Origin of the sequence: Citrobacter sp. CK198 (genome assembly GCF_030333295.1) — a bacterium.
Classification (GTDB): Bacteria; Pseudomonadota; Gammaproteobacteria; order Enterobacterales; family Enterobacteriaceae; genus Citrobacter_B; species Citrobacter_B koseri.
Window position 1 is genome coordinate 458,381 of sequence record NZ_JAOWGE010000034.1, and the last position, 17,108, is coordinate 475,488.

Annotated in this window: 16 protein-coding genes and 1 riboswitch; of the genes, 10 read left to right on the forward strand and 6 right to left on the reverse strand. The window is 52.4% G+C overall.

Annotation, left to right across the window (positions count from 1 at the left end):
* Positions 1–72 precede the first annotated feature (72 nt).
* The 6 genes from apbC to OGY62_RS17230 all read left to right on the forward strand — a co-directional run bounded on the left by apbC (position 73) and on the right by OGY62_RS17230 (position 6,831).
* The gene (gene apbC, locus OGY62_RS17205) at positions 73–1,182 is read left to right on the forward strand and encodes an iron-sulfur cluster carrier protein ApbC (RefSeq protein ID WP_012131650.1); all 1,110 of its coding nucleotides are present in this window, start codon (positions 73–75) and stop codon (positions 1,180–1,182) included.
* 274 nt (positions 1,183–1,456) lie between these two features.
* Positions 1,457–1,738, forward strand: coding sequence for a YehE family protein (locus OGY62_RS17210; RefSeq protein WP_112001919.1), 282 nt, complete (start codon positions 1,457–1,459; stop codon positions 1,736–1,738).
* Between the two features lie 278 nt (positions 1,739–2,016).
* On the forward strand, positions 2,017–2,556 hold the full coding sequence (yehD, locus tag OGY62_RS17215; RefSeq protein ID WP_286460325.1) for a fimbrial protein YehD: 540 nt from the start codon (positions 2,017–2,019) through the stop codon (positions 2,554–2,556).
* Positions 2,557–2,607: 51 nt separating this feature from the next.
* On the forward strand, positions 2,608–3,291 hold the full coding sequence (locus OGY62_RS17220) for a fimbria/pilus periplasmic chaperone (RefSeq protein WP_130029052.1): 684 nt from the start codon (positions 2,608–2,610) through the stop codon (positions 3,289–3,291).
* A gap of 12 nt (positions 3,292–3,303) precedes the next feature.
* Entirely contained in the window at positions 3,304–5,784 is a 2,481-nt protein-coding gene (locus OGY62_RS17225; RefSeq protein WP_134769235.1) for a fimbrial biogenesis outer membrane usher protein, read from the forward strand.
* Between the two features lie 15 nt (positions 5,785–5,799).
* Complete coding sequence (locus OGY62_RS17230) at positions 5,800–6,831, forward strand: putative fimbrial-like adhesin protein (RefSeq protein WP_134769236.1); 1,032 nt, start codon at positions 5,800–5,802, stop codon at positions 6,829–6,831.
* An 87-nt stretch (positions 6,832–6,918) separates the two neighbouring features.
* Here OGY62_RS17230 and rcnB read toward each other — a convergent pair whose 3' ends face one another.
* A complete protein-coding gene (gene rcnB, locus OGY62_RS17235) occupies positions 6,919–7,239 on the reverse strand; it encodes a Ni(II)/Co(II) efflux transporter accessory subunit RcnB (RefSeq protein WP_024130186.1) in 321 nt (106 codons plus the stop codon).
* 281 nt (positions 7,240–7,520) lie between these two features.
* Positions 7,521–7,618, forward strand: a riboswitch (TPP riboswitch).
* Positions 7,619–7,649: 31 nt separating this feature from the next.
* Here rcnB and thiM point away from each other — a divergent pair.
* From thiM to OGY62_RS17250, 3 genes are read left to right on the forward strand one after another with little or no spacing between them, the layout of a single operon-like run.
* Positions 7,650–8,438 carry a hydroxyethylthiazole kinase gene (gene thiM, locus OGY62_RS17240; RefSeq protein WP_286460326.1) on the forward strand — a complete coding sequence of 263 codons (789 nt, stop codon included), beginning with the start codon at positions 7,650–7,652 and terminating at the stop codon, positions 8,436–8,438.
* Positions 8,435–9,235, forward strand: coding sequence for a bifunctional hydroxymethylpyrimidine kinase/phosphomethylpyrimidine kinase (gene thiD, locus OGY62_RS17245; RefSeq protein ID WP_047462552.1), 801 nt, complete (start codon positions 8,435–8,437; stop codon positions 9,233–9,235). Before thiM ends, thiD begins: the two co-directional genes overlap by 4 nt.
* A gap of 44 nt (positions 9,236–9,279) precedes the next feature.
* The gene (locus OGY62_RS17250; RefSeq protein WP_012131660.1) at positions 9,280–10,026 is read left to right on the forward strand and encodes a GntR family transcriptional regulator; all 747 of its coding nucleotides are present in this window, start codon (positions 9,280–9,282) and stop codon (positions 10,024–10,026) included.
* Here OGY62_RS17250 and OGY62_RS17255 read toward each other — a convergent pair.
* From OGY62_RS17255 to OGY62_RS17265, 3 genes are read right to left on the reverse strand one after another with little or no spacing between them, the layout of a single operon-like run.
* Positions 10,000–10,965 (reverse strand): PfkB family carbohydrate kinase, encoded by a 966-nt coding sequence (locus tag OGY62_RS17255; RefSeq protein WP_286460327.1) that lies wholly within the window; start codon positions 10,963–10,965, stop codon positions 10,000–10,002. The genes OGY62_RS17250 and OGY62_RS17255 overlap by 27 nt on opposite strands.
* The gene (locus OGY62_RS17260; RefSeq protein WP_047462557.1) at positions 10,962–11,966 is read right to left on the reverse strand and encodes an ADP-ribosylglycohydrolase family protein; all 1,005 of its coding nucleotides are present in this window, start codon (positions 11,964–11,966) and stop codon (positions 10,962–10,964) included. The genes OGY62_RS17255 and OGY62_RS17260 overlap by 4 nt, the downstream gene beginning before the upstream one ends.
* Positions 11,963–13,240 (reverse strand): nucleoside permease, encoded by a 1,278-nt coding sequence (locus OGY62_RS17265; protein ID WP_047462559.1) that lies wholly within the window; start codon positions 13,238–13,240, stop codon positions 11,963–11,965. Before OGY62_RS17265 ends, OGY62_RS17260 begins: the two co-directional genes overlap by 4 nt.
* A 252-nt stretch (positions 13,241–13,492) precedes the next feature.
* Here OGY62_RS17265 and fbaB point away from each other — a divergent pair, with 252 nt between their 5' ends.
* Complete coding sequence (fbaB, locus tag OGY62_RS17270) at positions 13,493–14,545, forward strand: class I fructose-bisphosphate aldolase (protein WP_012131665.1); 1,053 nt, start codon at positions 13,493–13,495, stop codon at positions 14,543–14,545.
* A gap of 61 nt (positions 14,546–14,606) precedes the next feature.
* Here fbaB and OGY62_RS17275 read toward each other — a convergent pair whose 3' ends face one another.
* A complete protein-coding gene (locus OGY62_RS17275) occupies positions 14,607–16,214 on the reverse strand; it encodes an FGGY family pentulose kinase (protein ID WP_047462561.1) in 1,608 nt (535 codons plus the stop codon).
* Between the two features lie 11 nt (positions 16,215–16,225).
* On the reverse strand, positions 16,226–16,975 hold the full coding sequence (locus OGY62_RS17280; protein ID WP_024130189.1) for an SDR family oxidoreductase: 750 nt from the start codon (positions 16,973–16,975) through the stop codon (positions 16,226–16,228).
* Between the last annotated feature and the right edge of the window lie 133 nt (positions 16,976–17,108).

The following is a 17,108-nucleotide window of genomic DNA, read 5'->3' on the forward strand; positions in this document are numbered from 1 at the left end:
GAATAATTATTACCGCAGGAGTAAACTAGAAAGTTACAATTGTACTTTTCATAACGATAAAAAGGAGTCGGGATGAACGCACAATCCCAGGCTAAATCACCAGAGACCCTGCGCGCGATGGTCGCCGGGACGCTGGCGAATTTTCAGCACCCAACCCTGAAGCATAACCTGACGACGTTGAAAGCGTTGCACCATGTCGCCTGGCTGGATGACACGCTGCACGTTGAGCTGGTCATGCCGTTTGTCTGGCACAGCGCGTTTGAGGTGTTAAAAGAGCAATGCAGCGCCGATTTACTGCGGATTACGGGCGCGAAAGCCATTGACTGGAAGCTGTCGCATAACATCGCGACGCTGAAGCGCGTTAAAAATCAGCCTGGCATTAACGGCGTGAAGAACATTATCGCCGTCAGTTCCGGTAAAGGCGGCGTGGGAAAATCGTCTACCGCTGTTAACCTGGCGTTAGCGCTGGCGGCGGAAGGGGCGAAAGTCGGTATTCTGGATGCCGATATCTACGGCCCGTCTATCCCGACCATGCTGGGGGCTGAGAATCAGCGCCCAACTTCGCCGGACGGCACCCATATGGCGCCGATTATGTCTCACGGTCTGGCAACCAACTCCATCGGTTATCTGGTGACGGATGACAATGCGATGGTATGGCGCGGCCCGATGGCCAGCAAAGCGCTGATGCAGATGTTGCAGGAAACGTTGTGGCCGGATCTGGATTACCTGGTACTGGATATGCCGCCGGGAACCGGTGATATTCAATTGACGCTGGCGCAGAACATTCCGGTGACAGGCGCGGTTGTCGTTACCACGCCGCAGGACATCGCGCTTATTGATGCCAAAAAAGGCATAGTGATGTTCGAGAAGGTCGAAGTACCGGTGCTCGGGATTGTTGAAAACATGAGTATGCATATCTGTAGCAACTGCGGTCACCATGAGCCAATTTTTGGCACCGGCGGCGCACAGAAACTGGCCGAGCAGTACCGTACGCAACTGCTGGGGCAGATGCCGTTGCATATCAGCCTGCGTGAAGATCTCGATCGCGGAACGCCGACGGTAATCAGCCGTCCCGACAGTGAGTTTACCGCGATATACCGCGAGCTGGCAGGGCGCGTTGCGGCGCAACTGTACTGGCAGGGTGAGGTTATTCCCGGAGAAATAGCTTTCCGCGCGGTTTAATTTCGCCTGAACCGTCAGGATGACTGCTATTCACCGCATCATAAATATATTGATGCGGTGAATATATTAATGAAATAATCATCACGCTATTATTTATTTTCCCTTCATTATTTGGGCGCTTTTCTTAAAAAATCGCCAAATACATCATTTGAATTGATCATAGCTATCTTATTAATTTATTATCTCGATTGGTCTTACAATGAACCAGCGAGCATAATTTCCCGTGAAGATAAACTGTGCTGTGCTCTCTTTTACGACAGGATTAACGCTAAACATGAAGAATCCTTTGCTGATGGGAATTATAGTTCTGGCTTATGGAATGAGTTCTCCTGTTTTTGCCTCTGATACCGCGACGCTCACGATTAGCGGAAGCGTCACGACCCCCACCTGTCACGCTGACGTTGTGGATACTCAGTTGCAACAGCGTTGCGGTAATAACACCTATCTGACAAACGCAGGAGAAACGGCCTCAATGCCGGTCAGAGGCGTTGTAACGGAAGTTATCACTCTGCCTGGAGGCTCTGCTCGCCAGATAGTCTTAAACCGCTACGACTAAAATAACGTGAATACGAGAAAGTCCACATTATTTTCATGAATGATGTGGGCTTTTTTATTTATATTTTGAATGTATTTAATGATAAATCACGATTATTAATAAATTCTAAAAATGATAATTAGTACAACTTATTTGTTGTAATTATATTGCATTCTGTAAATTGTTTTAAATCAACAAAACAACACGTTTACATTGCGATAACGTTTTGTGTGTGAGAATTTAGTTTCAAGAGTTAATCCCTCTTAACAAATAGAAATTCATTTATTAAGGAAGATACTATGAAACGTTCAATTATTGCTGCCTCCGTATTGTCTGCTATTTTTATGAGTGCCGGGGTTTTTGCGGCGGATTCTGGTGAATTAACAATTCAGGGTGAAGTTACAGGTACGTCATGCCAGTTTGTTGACGGGCATACAAGTGCAACCATCGAGTTAGCCAGTATTCCTGATACCTTCTTTACTGACGTGGGTATTGGGGCGGATGTAACATATGGTGAAGGCCGCGCAGCAACGCCGCTGGAAATCAAATGTGGGGATGGCGCTACGAATGTTAGGGTCTTTATTTCCGGCGATGAGGTGGATAACAACGGTGTTATTATCCCTGGTAGTGGGGAAGATACAGGGGTCGGTTTTAAATTATTCCATAATAATAACTCTATTGCGAAAGCAGGTAGCGCTGGTATTCCATTAAGTGATTTTCCGACATCGGCGGATGGGGCTTATAAACTTGACCTTGCGGCACGTTATGCAAAAAGAACAAACTCGATAACTTCAGGTGCGGTTAGTGCAACAGTGACGCTTAAGGTTGTTCAAGAATAATGTCTGGCCGGCAGCACTCTGCTGCCGGTTGCTAATTTTAAGGGATAATGGATGAAAGGATTTTACGCATTAATTATATCATCAATCATTATGCCTGCTCATGCGGGAATTGTGATCTACGGTACTCGTATTATCTACCCGGCAGAGAAAAAAGAAGTGCTGGTACAGTTAATGAACCAGGGGGGACGTTCTTCACTGGTGCAGTCGTGGATTGATGATGGCGATACGTCGCTACCGCCGGAGAAAATCCAGGTGCCGTTTCTGCTTACGCCACCGGTTGCAAAGGTAGCCAGTGATTCCGGTCAGCAGTTAAAAATTAAAGCTATGCCGAATATGTTACCCGGCAATAAAGAGAGTCTTTTTTTTCTGAATGTGCTGGATATTCCACCGAATAATCCAGAAAGCGCCGGAAAGAATGTGCTTAAGTTTGCTATGCAAAACCGTATTAAGCTGTTTTATCGACCAAAAGGTATTGCTCCCGTTAATAAAAGTACCTTTCAGAAACTGGCGATTAAACGGAGCGGTAAAACGTTTACGATCAGAAATGATGCCGCCAACTGGATCACCGTAAGTGAGGTGAAAGCCAGTAATGTCAAAATAAATAATGAAAGCATCATGGTCGCTCCCTTATCCAGTCAGGACGTACCATTAAAAAATGTTAACGCCAGCCAATATAGTCTGACCATTATTGATGATTACGGTAATTATATCAGCGATCGTGTAAGCGTAAAATGACAGGAGTCGGTTATGTTAAGGATGACCCCGCTTGCTTCGGCGATATTACTGTTGCTGCCCGGAATGAATGCTTATGCGGCAGAAGAAACCTTTGACACCCATTTTATGATGGGGGGAATGAAAGGCGAGAAAGTGTCTGACTTCCGTCTGGATGATAGCCAACCGTTACCCGGGCAATATGACATCGATATTTATGTCAACCAGCAATGGCGGGGAAAATATGAGGTTATTGTTAAAGATAACCCGGATGATACCTGCCTGTCCCGTGAGATATTCACTCGCTTAGGCATTAATACAGAAGCATTGAATAATGCGGGGGAGTGTTTATTGTTGAAACAGGCGGTGCAAGGCGGGAGCTACGCGTGGGATATCGGTACGTTTCGTCTGAACCTCAGCGTACCGCAGGCATACGTGGAAGAACTGGAGCAGGGATATGTGCCGCCGGAAAACTGGGATCGCGGAATCAATGCTTTTTATACGTCATATTATGCCAGCCAGTATTACAGTGATTATAAAGAGTCCGGCAACAGTAAAAGCACCTATGTCCGTTTTAACAGCGGGCTAAATTTGCTGGGGTGGCAATTGCATTCGGATGCCAGTTACAGCAAATCTGACGATAACCGTGGAGAGTGGAAAAGCAATACGCTCTTTCTTGAGCGGGGAATCCAGCAGATTCTGGGTACGCTGCGCGCCGGGGATATGTATACCTCATCAGATATTTTTGATTCTGTGCGTTTTAGCGGCGTACGTCTGTATCGGGATATGCAGATGTTACCGAACTCGAAGCAAAACTTTACGCCGCTGGTGCAGGGGATTGCACAAAGTAATGCGCTGGTCACCATTGAGCAGAACGGTTTTGTGGTCTATCAGAAAGAGGTGCCGCCAGGGCCATTTTCTATCGCTGATTTACAGCTTGCGGGAGGCGGTGCGGATCTTGATGTGAGCGTGAAAGAGGCCGACGGCTCAGTCACTACCTACCTTGTACCGTATGCCGCTGTCCCTAACATGCTGCAACCCGGCGTTTCGAAGTATGACTTTGCCGCCGGGCGAAGCCACATTGAGGGAGCGAGTCATCAAACGGATTTTGCGCAAATCAGCTATCAGTATGGCCTGAATAATTTGCTGACGCTTTATGGCGGCACAATGCTGGCGGATGATTATAATGCTTTTACGCTCGGGACAGGATGGAATACCCGTATTGGCGCAATTTCCGTGGATGCGACGAAGTCTCATAGCAAACAGGATAATGGCGATGTTTTTGACGGTCAGAGCTATCAGATTGCCTATAACAAATATTTGACGCAAACGGCGACCCGCTTTGGTCTGGCGGCATACCGCTATTCGTCACGCGAGTACCGTACTTTTAACGATCATGTCTGGGCCAATAATAAAAATAACTACCGTCGCGATGAAAATGATGTCTATGACATTACTGATTACTACCAGAATGATTTTGGGCGTAAAAACAGTTTTTCCGCCAACGTCAGCCAGACCTTGCCAGAAGGATGGGGATCGTTTTCCTTAAGTACGTTATGGCGTGATTATTGGGGACGCAGTGGTAACAGTAAAGATTATCAACTGAGCTATTCCAGCCAGTGGCAGCGCATCAGCTATACGTTTTCTGCCAGCCAGACATATGATGAAGATCATCATGAAGACAAGCGTTTTAATATCTTTATTTCGATTCCATTTGACTGGGGAGATGATATTACCTCGCCGCGTCGGTCTTTATATGTGTCTAACTCAACCACCTTTGATGATGATGGCTTTGCCTCCAACAATACCGGATTGTCTGGTACGACGGGCGCTCGCGATCAGTTTACTTATGGCGTGAACCTTAGCCATCAGCGACAGAACAGCGAGACCACCGCGGGGACAAACCTGACGTGGAATGCGCCTGTGGCGACATTAAACGGCAGTTACAGTCAGTCGTCTAAATATACGCAAAGTAGCGGCAGTATTTCGGGAGGCGTGGTGGCCTGGTCCGGTGGTGTGAACCTGGCGAATCGTCTTTCGGAGACGTTTGCGATAATGCAGGCACCGGGATTAGAAGGCGCTTATGCGAATGGACAGAAATACCGCACCACTAACCGTAATGGCGTGGTGATCTATGACAGCCTGACGCCATACCGTGAAAACCACCTGATGCTGGATGTTTCACAAAGTAATAGTGAAACGGAATTACGTGGTAATCGGAAAATTACCGCGCCATACCGTGGGGCAGTGGTACTGACAACGTTTGATACCGACCAACGAAAGCCGTGGTTTATTCGGGCGCAACGTCCCGACGGCTCGCCGCTAATCTTTGGCTACGAGGTCGAGGATACGCACGGGCATAATATTGGCGTGGTCGGCCAGGGAAGTCAGCTCTTTATTCGCACCAATGAGATTCCGCCAGAAGTTAGTGTGGCGGTCGATAAACAACAGGGACTTTCATGTTCAATCACCTTCGATAAAGAGATTGATGAAAGTAAAGTTTATATTTGTCGGTGATTCTTAGGCGGCGTTATGAAATTAAGTCTTTTAATACTCTTAGCCGCGATGGCTACTTTACCAACAAGTTATGCAGGATGTACTGGAAACATCACTTTTACGGATGATTTAGTTGTTCGCGAAGATTTTGCGGTAAATCCATCCCAGTCTGCATCCTTTGTGCACCAATATACGGATCCATCCTGCGCGGGAACGAATACGGTAACCCGTCTAAAAACTTCTGATGTTATTGTTGGCTTTTATAATAATACGGTAAAGTTGAATCTGAAAATTAGCTGGTTGGATGATGCTACTATTAGATTAACAGATAACCAGAAAAGTTTTACTGCAGGATATAAAGTTGATATTTCTCAGGCAAGTAATAATGCAACAGTGAATATCTCTGCGGATTCAGGGGGGGGTGTTAGAATAGATAATGTGGCCTCTTTGTCTAGTGCCTCCTCAACATCCCGAAATACGGCGTTTTGGGTACTGATTGGATGTTTGCTGTCTGGAGGAGGCTGGGAAGCATGTATAAATAATTACCGTAATTCACTTTCTGATGCCGGCGGTTTTTATTCATCAAATCTAAAACTGACATATAACAGGAAGCAAACTACCTGCAAACCAGAAAATTTAACTATCGCACTCCCTGATATTTCGCTTGCAGAATTACCTGCTTCAGGAAAAACGACAAGTAAAAATGCTACTGATAACATACGATTACAATGTGAAAATCTTTTTGGGGATCGTAAACAAACGTCACGAAAAATGGTGGTTTATTTGTCCAGCGGCGATTTGCTGGCAGGCAGTAACACCGTCTTACGTGGTGATGCTAATAACGGTGTAGGATTTGTACTTGAGAATAGCAATAAAATCGTGAATATTTCAGATACCCCTGAACAGGGAACTGCGACAACGCTGTGGAAAGTCGATAAAGTTGGTGATGCCGTAAACAATAACACGGTTACGATCCCTGTTGTTGCCAGTTATTATGTTTATGACAGGAGTAAAATAAAACCTGGTGAGCTTAAGGCTACGGCACTAATCTATGTGAAGTATGATTGAATAATACAAGGTAAATGTGCAGTTAACGACAATAAAGAAATAGAAAAATAATGTTGCCATTCCCCCTCGTTTTCGAGGGGGCTTTTTTTACCGATGATAAAAAATCTCGCCGTCGTAGGCTTTGATAATTTTGCCGTCGGTGTCGTTAATCAGTACATAAGCGCCGCCCATATAGGTCCAGTGGGTTCCTGCGTCGGGCGCTGGCAGATTGCGTTGCTTCCATTGCTTAATATTGTACTCGTCGGTGCGGTACAGCTCAGGAACGGTATCGCCAGGTTTGAAATGGGTAAAGTCGGCAACAAAGCTGCTCAATTCGTACTGATCAATCCCCGTTGCGGCGGGTGCGGCCCAGACTGCGCTGGTTGCCAGCAGCAGTGCGCCCATTAAAAATTTATTCTTCATACCCATAAACTCTCCACGTATTCGGGTCATAAAAATCAGTCGTGTATCATTCTCACTGTGTAGCAAGTCTGACAAGAACTATTTTGTTATCACGCCAATAATTTCGTAAAAAGTGTAAACGAAAGCGCGCGCAAGCAACACATGCCGTAGGCAGTTCACATCACGAATGACGGTTTTGGGAACTATCTGACCTGAGCTGGAGCCTGCGATATCGGCATTTCGCTGATTTACATCCCCTGACGCACCCAGTATCCTGTTGGCGAAACATGCATAATAAATGCTTCGGTTTCAACGACTCGGGGTGCCCCTTTTCACGAAGGGCTGAGACATACCCGTATTACCTGATCTGGATAATGCCAGCGTAGGGAAGTCTGACACTGCTCGTGTCCCTTCTTCACGCGGGCAGGAGCTGAACCATGCAGCCTGACCTGCACAGCCGCACGCTTGCGGCTCATACCTTACAACAATTTCGTATCCTTTCTCCGCTGACCCACTGTATGACGAACGACGTCGTACAGAACTTTACCGCCAATACATTACTGGCATCAGGCGCCTCACCGGCGATGGTGATTGAGCCCCAAGAGGCGCGCCAGTTTGCTGCTATCGCCAGTGCGTTACTGATTAACGTCGGCACGCTGACCCGGTCGCGCGCGGAGGCCATGCGCGCTGCGACAGAGCAGGCCCATATAGCGAAAACCCCCTGGACGCTTGATCCCGTGGCGGTTGGCGCGCTCGATTATCGCCGCCGTTTCTGTCTGGAACTGCTGTCTCTTAAGCCCAGGGCAATACGCGGCAATGCCTCGGAGATCCTCGCCCTGGCTGGATTAGCGGCGGGCGGGCGTGGAGTGGATACCACCGATACGGCGGTATCGGCGTTACCGGCCGCTCAGGCGCTGGCGCGTCAGACGGGGGCCGTCGTTGCGGTAACGGGAGAGGTGGATTACGTCACCGACGGGCAGCGTACCGTCAGCGTTACCGGCGGCGATGTGCTGATGACGCGCGTTGTCGGGACGGGATGCGCCTTATCTGCGGTTGTGGCGGCCAGTTGCGCGTTGCCGGGAAATACGCTGGACAATGTGGCGTCAGCCTGTAGCTGGATGAAACAGGCCGGGCAGTCTGCTGCCGAACGCAGTCAGGGGCCCGGGAGCTTTATTCCGGCTTTTCTTGATGCGTTGTATCACCTTAATGCGGAGGAGCAGGTATGAAACGGATTAACGCGTTAACCATTGCAGGCACTGACCCAAGCGGCGGCGCCGGGATTCAGGCCGATTTGAAGACCTTTTCGGCGCTGGGCGCGTATGGTTGCTCCGTCATTACGGCGCTGGTGGCGCAAAATACCCGCGGCGTGCAGTCGGTGTACCGCATTGAGCCCGATTTTGTCGCAGCGCAGCTGGATTCTGTCTTCAGCGATGTGCGTATCGACACCACCAAAATCGGCATGCTGGCGGAAACGGATATTGTTGAAGCTGTTGCAGAACGTTTGCAGCGTCACCAGGTGCAAAACGTGGTGCTGGATACGGTGATGCTGGCGAAAAGCGGCGATCCGCTGCTTTCTCCGTCGGCGGTGGAGACGTTGCGCAGCCGGTTATTGCCGCAGGTGTCGATTATCACGCCGAATCTGCCGGAGGCTGCGGCATTGCTGGATGCGCCGCACGCCCGCACGGAACAGGAAATGCTGGAACAAGGGCGTGCGCTACTGGCGCTGGGCTGTGGCGCTGTGCTGATGAAAGGTGGTCATCTGGATGATGCGCAAAGCCCGGACTGGCTCTTTACCCGTGAAGGGGAGCAGCGTTTTACCGCCCCACGGGTGATGACCAAAAATACCCACGGCACCGGGTGTACGCTGTCGGCGGCGTTGGCGGCGCTGCGCCCGCGCCATAGCAACTGGGCCGATACGGTACAGGAAGCAAAAACCTGGCTTTCGGCGGCGTTAGCCCAGGCGGATACGCTGGAGGTAGGCGAGGGGATTGGCCCGGTACATCATTTCCACGCGTGGTGGTAATGGTAGTATACTGATCCCAGACTTGTCGGCCTGGAAAAAGATAAATGGAACAAGCGCATACCCGGCTTATCGCGCAACTGAATGAACGAATTGCCGCGGTGGATAACACGCCGCTGTACAGGAAGTTTGCCGAGACGGTCAAAAATGCCGTTCGCAGCGGGATTCTTGAGCATGGCAACATTTTGCCCGGCGAGCGCGATCTCAGCCAGTTGACCGGCGTTTCGCGTATTACTGTGCGCAAGGCAATGCAGGCGCTGGAGGAAGAAGGCGTCGTGACCCGCGCCCGTGGCTACGGAACGCAGATTAACAACATCTTCGAATATTCCCTGAAAGAGGCGCGCGGCTTTTCGCAGCAGGTGGTATTGCGCGGTAAAAAGCCGGATACCCTGTGGGTCAACAAGCGGGTAGTGAAATGCCCGGATGAGGTGGCGCAGCAGCTGGCGATCGCCGCAGGCAGCGATGTGTTCTTGCTCAAACGTATTCGTTATGTGGATGAGGATGCGGTGTCCATTGAGGAGTCCTGGGTGCCTGCGCACCTGATTCATGATGCGGACGCCATCGGGATCTCGCTGTATGACTATTTCCGCAGCCAGCATATCTTTCCGCAACGTACACGCTCTCGCGTCAGCGCGCGCATGCCGGATGCGGAATTTCAGTCACATATTCAGATGGACAGCAAAGTGCCGGTGCTGGTGATCAAGCAGGTGGCGCTTGACCAGCAACAGCGGCCCATTGAATACAGCATCAGCTACTGTCGCAGCGATCTATACGTTTTTGTGTGCGAGGAGTAGCGCCTCGCGCGTTGGCGCGCAATCGCCGCCGCGATGGCCTACCACCCAGGAGGCGACCGCGTTCCCCAGCAGCACCGCGTCTGCAAGCGCCCAGCCGGATGCCAGCCCGGCCAGCATGCCTCCCGCGTGGCTGTCTCCTGCGCCAATGGTATCGACGACCGTTGTGGCAAATGCCGGCACGCAGCCGGATGATTGCTGGCTGAAATACCATGCTCCGTCTTTATCGTGGCGGACAATAACCGGTGAGGCAAACGCCGCAAGCCAGGCGGTGCCAAACGCGTCGGGTTCATGACTAAAGCCAAACCGTTCGGCAGCAATGTCTGCCTCCTGACGGTTCAGCGATACCAGCGGATGGCAGGCCATAATCCGCGCCATTAGCGGGTCGGGAATGTCGCCGATTCGCGGCCCGAAGTCGATAAACGGCGTCACGCGCTCTAACCCTTCCAGCCAGCTCACCAGCAGTTCGCCGCATGGCGAGGCGAGTTGATAACCGGAAAAGTAGATCCAACTGTCGGGCGGAATTGTCAGCTGCGCCAGCCAGTCGGCATTCCATTGGTTCTCAACGCCGCTGAACGACATAAACGTGCGTTCGCCATCCGGTTCTACCAGCGCCAGACACCAGCCGTTGTCTCCCTCTGCGTTGTCGATCAGGCTGTGTAACCCCTCTTTAGCCATGCGATGACGAATAATGTCTGACCATACGCCCTGACCGAGGGGCAGGGCATTACTGGCCTCAATCCCCAGACGCTTTAAGGCGACGGCGATATTGAGCGCGCAGCCGCCGACGTTGACGCCTTGCTGTTTAAGCTCAATATCGCAGCCACGCCAGGGCAGCGCGTAAGCATCGGCAATCACATCAATGACCGCAGCGCCCACGACCGTCACCGGCTGGCGGCGGGTTAAATCGGGCAGCAACGCCCGCAGGCGCGTTGTGTTCATACCGCCTCCCGCTGCTGGCGATAGCGCGCCAGCGCGGTGGCATAGCGCATGAAGTCCAGTTGGTTTACCGCGTCCAGCTCATCTTTCAGCGCAGGCTCGATGGCCTCCACGCCGTGCAATGCGCCACAAATCGCCGTTGCCATCGCCCCAATGGTGTCGGTGTCGCCGCCGAGATTGGCGCACAGAATGGCGCAGCGGTTAGGGTCGGTGTTGGCCAGCTCGACCATTGCGATGGCGCAGGGCACCGATTCAATGGTGCTGGTGCCCGCGCCAACCACCTGGTAAAGCTGCTCGCTGGCGGATTCAATGCCGTTCGCGTCACGGACGATCTTCAGTGCGATCTCCAGGCGAGCCGAGAGCGAGGCGCTAAAGGTCGTGATGCGTTTTTGCTGCGCATAGTGGGCGATAGCCGGTAGCGAATCGACAATATCAGACCAGCAATCACCCTCAATCGCGCGTGAGATAGCCCATGCCACAACGACCGCACCAGCAACAGCCAGGTCTGACTTGTGCGTCGGGCTGGAGGCCAGGGCCACATCATCAATAAACGCATCCAGATCGCGTGGCGGAAGCAAGCACCCCAGTGGGGAAACGCGCATGGCCGCCCCGTTGGTCACGCCGTTGTTTTCCAGTTCAGCAACGGGCTTACCGTCACGAATGGCGTTCAGCGCAATTTTCGACGTCGGGCCAAGAACGTTCTTATTAAAGGCGTCAAAGCGCAGCGCCCAGTCCAGAATGTTACGGCCAATCAGGTCCGGGTCGATCTGCCCGTCGCGCTCCAGCAGCGCATCCGCCAGACACAGCGCCATCGACGTATCGTCAGTAAATTCAGCGCGGTTAAAATAGCAGGCCGCGTTATTTTCCGCAGGGCCGGGCAGAAAGCGATCAATCCAGCCAAAATGCGCTTTTACGCGCGTTCTGGGCCATAGCTCCGACGGCATTCCCATCGCATCCCCTAACGCCTGCCCATAAAGGGCACCGAGAATACGTTCAGCTTTCATTTAACTTCCCCTTGTGTCAGCGCAATATCGCGATCGTCCACTTTAATCGCAGTGATCTCTTTGTCGGATTCGCGAAAGAAAATCATAAACAACACGGCAATCACGGCGATCATCACCGCCCCGAATGTCCACATGCCCGCCCAGTTGAAGGTGAGGCCGTTTACCGGCTCTTTATAGGCAAACATTTTTTCCATCATCACGCCGCCGAGACGGTAGCCCAGCAGGCTGCCAAACCCCTGACAGCAGAGGGTGATCAACCCCTGAGCGGCAGTACGCATATGCACAGGCGCTTTTTTATCGACATAGATATAGGCCGTAACATAGTAGAAGTCGTAACTGACGCCGTGCAGCAAAATGCCAAGAAACAGCAGGGCATAGGTGAAATATTCTTCCGCGCCGCCGTAAACAAAAAAGCCGTAGCGGATTGCCGCAGTGATAAGACCAAGCAGTAAGACCTTTTTAATGCCAAAGCGCTTCGTGAAGAAGGGTAACGCCAGCATAAAGAAGATTTCGGAGAACTGGCCCAGCGTCATCCAGCCGGTGGCGTTTTTCATGCCGACTTCCGTCAGATAGCCATTCGCGAAGATGTAGTAGAACGCCAGCGGCATCGCAAACAGGAACGAGCAGAAGAAAAAGACCAGGAAGTTTTTATCGCGCAGCAGGATCAGCGCATCCAGCCCCAGCATAACTTTAATGTCCAGCTTGCCGGTGCTTTTTGGCGGCGTATCCGGCAGGAAGAACGCAAAAGCGCCCAGCAGGACGGAACTGCCTGCGGTGATCAACAGCGGAATATTGGTTGGCGAGATATCGTTATAGCCCAGCATTTGCGGTAAGAAGCCGCACGCCAGCCCGGATGCGATCCAGCCAATGGTGCCCATCACGCGAATGCGTGGGAAATCGCGCTCGACGTCCGGCACGTTGGCGAAGGCGATGCTGTTCGTCAGCGCAATAGTGGGCATATAGGTTAAGGAGTAGGCCAGCAGCAGCGGGAAGAACCCGGCGAATGTCGTTTGCTGCGCGGCGAAATACATCAGGACTGCGCCTGCGAACATCAGCACCGCCAGCACTTTTTGTGCGGAGAAAAAGCGGTCAGTCAGTGAGCCGACGAGAATCGGCGAGAGAATGGCGGCAATCGCGGTACATGCGTAAGACCAGCCGATTTCTCCGGCGCTAAAACCGCTTTTGTTCAGCCAAAGCCAGAGGGGGACGAACCAGGCGCCCCAGATAAACCACTCCACGAACATCATGAACGACAGTTTCACTGTAGTTTTCATCGTTAAATCCTTCATGACAGGTAAGGTACGTGATGACAGTACCACTTAATAATACCTTTTAAATACCTTTGGGGCGTAAATTTGACTGCTGTAACACTTTTTCGTACCTGAAACGTGCCAGCAGATAGCGCTGAAAAATGCGCTACAGATGGAAAAAATGGCCGGTCAGTACCAGGCTTATTGCTGCCCGCAAAACGCGGGTCAGGACAATCCACATTCCGGTACTCAATCGGAACTTACGGGAGCATAGCTATGACTGATATTGCGCAGTTGCTTGGCAAAGACGCCGACAGCCTTTTACAGCATCGTTGTATGACCATTCCTTCTGACCAACTTTATTTACCCGGACATGACTACGTAGACCGCGTGATGGTTGATAACAACCGTCCGCCTGCCGTACTGCGTAACATGCAGACGCTGTATAATACCGGACGTCTGGCCGGAACGGGCTACCTCTCCATTCTGCCCGTCGATCAGGGCGTTGAACATTCTGCCGGGGCGTCGTTTGCCGCAAACCCGCTTTATTTTGATCCAAAGAATATCGTCGAACTGGCTATTGAAGCAGGCTGTAACTGCGTGGCCTCGACGTATGGGGTACTGGCATCGGTTTCACGCCGTTATGCGCACCGCATTCCGTTCCTCGTCAAACTGAACCACAACGAGACGTTGAGCTACCCAACGGAGTACGATCAAACGCTTTATGCCAGCGTTGAGCAAGCGTTCAATCTGGGCGCCGTGGCCGTCGGCGCGACCATTTACTTTGGTTCTGAGCAGTCGCGTCGTCAGATTGAAGAGATTTCCGCCGCTTTTGAACGTGCGCATGAGCTGGGGATGGTGACCGTCCTGTGGGCATACTTGCGTAACTCTGCATTTAAAAAAGACGGCGTGGATTACCACGTTTCTGCCGACCTGACCGGGCAGGCTAACCACCTGGCGGCGACGATTGGCGCAGATATCGTCAAACAAAAAATGGCGGAAAATAACGGCGGCTATAAGGCGGTGAATTTCGGTTACACCGACGATCGTGTTTACAGCAAGCTGACCAGCGATAACCCTATCGATCTGGTGCGTTACCAGTTAGCCAACTGCTATATGGGGCGAGCGGGGCTGATTAACTCCGGCGGCGCGGCGGGCGGCGAGACCGATCTCAGCGACGCTGTGCGTACTGCGGTTATCAACAAACGCGCGGGCGGCATGGGCCTGATTCTGGGGCGTAAAGCCTTCAAGAAAACAATGGCGGATGGCGTGAAACTGATTAACGCCGTGCAGGACGTCTACCTGGACAATAAAGTGACGATTGCCTGATGTCACGTATCCCTCCCCAGGTTTCCGGGGAGGGTTATTGGTTATCAGGACGGCGCAAAAATCACTCTCTGAGCATTTTCGCCATGTGTTGCAACTGCTTATAGGCCTCGTAACGACGATGATGCAATGGCTGATACGCTGTCTGTGGGTAATAACAGGTATCCACATGCGTAAACTGCGTCATGGCCTCGGCAACCGAGGGGGAAATATTTCCGGCGACGGCGCCAAGGATTGCGGAACCTAATAAAACGGGCTCGCTGCACTGGGTGGTTAATACCGGAAGTCCGCAGGTATCGGCTAATAGTTGCCGCACCAGAGGATGCTGACCCGCACCGCCGCTAATCACGATATTTTTATTCCGTACGCCGCAGGCATTCTGCGCATCAATAATTTGCCGCAAACCGTAACCGATACCGCACAGTCCCGCCACATACAACGCCAGTAAATTGTCCAGGTCGCGTTCCATACCCAAGCCGCAAATAACGGCGCGTGCGTGCGGGTCGGCAAACGGCGCGCGGTTGCCTAAAAACTCCGGTACAACATGAATACCCGCCGCCAGCGTGACGGCGTCCGACGCCTGCGGCGCTTTTTCTGACACCCGATCGGCAAGATAAACCGGCAGCGGTAATCCTGCCTCCTGCGCCAGTTTCCGCGCGTCTTCGGCGGCGGGATGAAACGCCAATAGCTGATCGATAGCCGCGCCCGCAGCGCTTTGCCCTCCCTCAACAAGCCAGAGCCCTGGCACCATCGCGCTGTAATACGGCCCCCAGACGCCGGGAACGAAAACGGGATCGTTCGTTGAAGTCATGGTGCAGGATGAGGTGCCAAACACATATGCCATATTATTGAGGGCGCCGCCTTCAACGCCGACAGTCCCGATGCCGCCCGCATGGGCGTCAATCAGACCCACGGCGACCGGTGTGCCCGCAGGCAGGCCCATCTCCTGCGCCGCCTGCGCGGTTAAGCCGTCGCCACAGGGCGTACCCGGCGGCACGATGCGCTGCCCGATGCGGGCAAACTCGTCATCAGCCAGTTCTGCCAGCCCGATCGTGCGGAAATAGTCCGGGTCCCAGCGGTTTTCATGAGCAAGCCAGGTCCATTTGCAGGTGACTGTACAGATGGAGCGGGCAAGGTCGCCGGTGGCGCGCCAGGTCAGGAAGTCTGCAAGGTCGAAAAATTGCCATGCGTTTTCGTACACCTCGCGGCGATTTTCCTTCAGCCATAAAATCTTAGGCGTTTCCATTTCCGGTGAGATTTTCCCGCCGACATAGTTCAGCACCGGATGTTGGCTGGCGTTAATGCGTTCAGCCTGTTCAGTCGCGCGATGGTCCATCCAGACGATGATGTTTTGCGCCGCATCGCCTTCGGCGCTCACGGGGAGCGGCGCGCCGTTTTTATCCAGAACCACCAGCGAGCAGGTGGCGTCGAAACCGATCCCCGCCACGCTTTCCGGCGCCGCGCCGGACTGCCTGAGCGCTTCCCGGATGCAGTGACAAACGGCCTGCCAGATCTCCTGGCTGGACTGCTCCACGCGGCTGCCGCTCCGGTGAGTGGTCGTGATTTTTTGCGTGACATGAGAGAGCAACGTGCCGCTCAGGTCGAAGATACCTGCGCGGACGCTGCCTGAACCAACATCCACGCCGATAACGGTTTTCTGTAAGCTGTTCATGGCGCTTTTCCTCACAGATCAACGCTGTTGGGGAGGATAACCAGATCGCGAACAGTGACGTTTTTCGAACGAGTGACCATAAACAGTACCGATTCTGCGACTTCGATCGGCTGCATCAGGCTGCCATTTGCCAGCGCTTCTTCCATTTTCGCCTGCGGCCAGTCGTCCAGCAGCGCGGTCACTACCGGCCCCGGCAGCACCGCTCCGACGCGTACGCCATGTTCGGACACCTGACGGCGGGTTGTATGGACAAAGGCCTGAACGGCAAATTTGGAGGCCGTGTAAATAGGTTCCCAGATGACCGGTACAACGCCAGCGATAGAACTGGTGAAAATGATATCGCCGGATTTTTGCGCAATCATATGCGGCAATACGGCGCGGACGCAGCGAAATGCGGCATTGATGTTGAGGTTCAGTACGCGATCCCAGACGTCAGGATCGCCCTCGGCGACCGGCCCGCCAATGTAAGCGCCTGCGTTAGCATGGAAAATATCCAGCCCACCGGCCAGCTCGATAATGCCTGCCAGCAGGTTGTCGACCTGCCCGGTATTGAACAAGTCGATTTGCAGCGCAAACGCGTTATCGCCCAGTTCCGCGACGATTTTCTTCAGCTTCTCGCCTTCGCGGTCGATCAGGACCACTTTTGCTCCTGCGGCAAGCAGGGTTTTCGCACACTCAAGGCCGATACCGGAGGCTGCGCCGGTAATGGCTGCAACCTTGCCGTTGAGGGAAGTATTCATGGAGGGGACAGAGTGATTCATTTTATAATCCTTTATGCATAGGTGATTTTTAAGGTGTATTTGCTTCTGCGCGAAGAACGGGGGCGTTCTGACTGGCGTGTGAAGCATATTGCTCAATCGATGAAGCTGATCTAGCACTTGTTTATTTCCTCAG

Bases quoted from the DNA above. Each gene is read 5' to 3' on its own strand.
- OGY62_RS17220 (WP_130029052.1), top strand. From the start codon at position 2,608: ATGAAAGGATTTTACGCATTAATTATATCATCAATCATTATGCCTGCT.
- fbaB (WP_012131665.1), top strand. From the start codon at position 13,493: ATGACTGATATTGCGCAGTTGCTTGGCAAAGACGCCGACAGCCTTTTA.
- OGY62_RS17210 (WP_112001919.1), top strand. From the start codon at position 1,457: ATGAAGAATCCTTTGCTGATGGGAATTATAGTTCTGGCTTATGGAATG.
- OGY62_RS17255 (WP_286460327.1), bottom strand. From the start codon at position 10,965: ATGAACACAACGCGCCTGCGGGCGTTGCTGCCCGATTTAACCCGCCGC.
- OGY62_RS17280 (WP_024130189.1), bottom strand. From the start codon at position 16,975: ATGAATCACTCTGTCCCCTCCATGAATACTTCCCTCAACGGCAAGGTT.
- OGY62_RS17260 (WP_047462557.1), bottom strand. From the start codon at position 11,966: ATGAAAGCTGAACGTATTCTCGGTGCCCTTTATGGGCAGGCGTTAGGG.
- OGY62_RS17250 (WP_012131660.1), top strand. From the start codon at position 9,280: ATGGAACAAGCGCATACCCGGCTTATCGCGCAACTGAATGAACGAATT.
- apbC (WP_012131650.1), top strand. From the start codon at position 73: ATGAACGCACAATCCCAGGCTAAATCACCAGAGACCCTGCGCGCGATG.
- yehD (WP_286460325.1), top strand. From the start codon at position 2,017: ATGAAACGTTCAATTATTGCTGCCTCCGTATTGTCTGCTATTTTTATG.
- OGY62_RS17275 (WP_047462561.1), bottom strand. From the start codon at position 16,214: ATGAACAGCTTACAGAAAACCGTTATCGGCGTGGATGTTGGTTCAGGC.
- OGY62_RS17230 (WP_134769236.1), top strand. From the start codon at position 5,800: ATGAAATTAAGTCTTTTAATACTCTTAGCCGCGATGGCTACTTTACCA.
- rcnB (WP_024130186.1), bottom strand. From the start codon at position 7,239: ATGGGTATGAAGAATAAATTTTTAATGGGCGCACTGCTGCTGGCAACC.
- thiD (WP_047462552.1), top strand. From the start codon at position 8,435: ATGAAACGGATTAACGCGTTAACCATTGCAGGCACTGACCCAAGCGGC.
- OGY62_RS17265 (WP_047462559.1), bottom strand. From the start codon at position 13,240: ATGAAAACTACAGTGAAACTGTCGTTCATGATGTTCGTGGAGTGGTTT.
- OGY62_RS17225 (WP_134769235.1), top strand. From the start codon at position 3,304: ATGTTAAGGATGACCCCGCTTGCTTCGGCGATATTACTGTTGCTGCCC.
- thiM (WP_286460326.1), top strand. From the start codon at position 7,650: ATGCAGCCTGACCTGCACAGCCGCACGCTTGCGGCTCATACCTTACAA.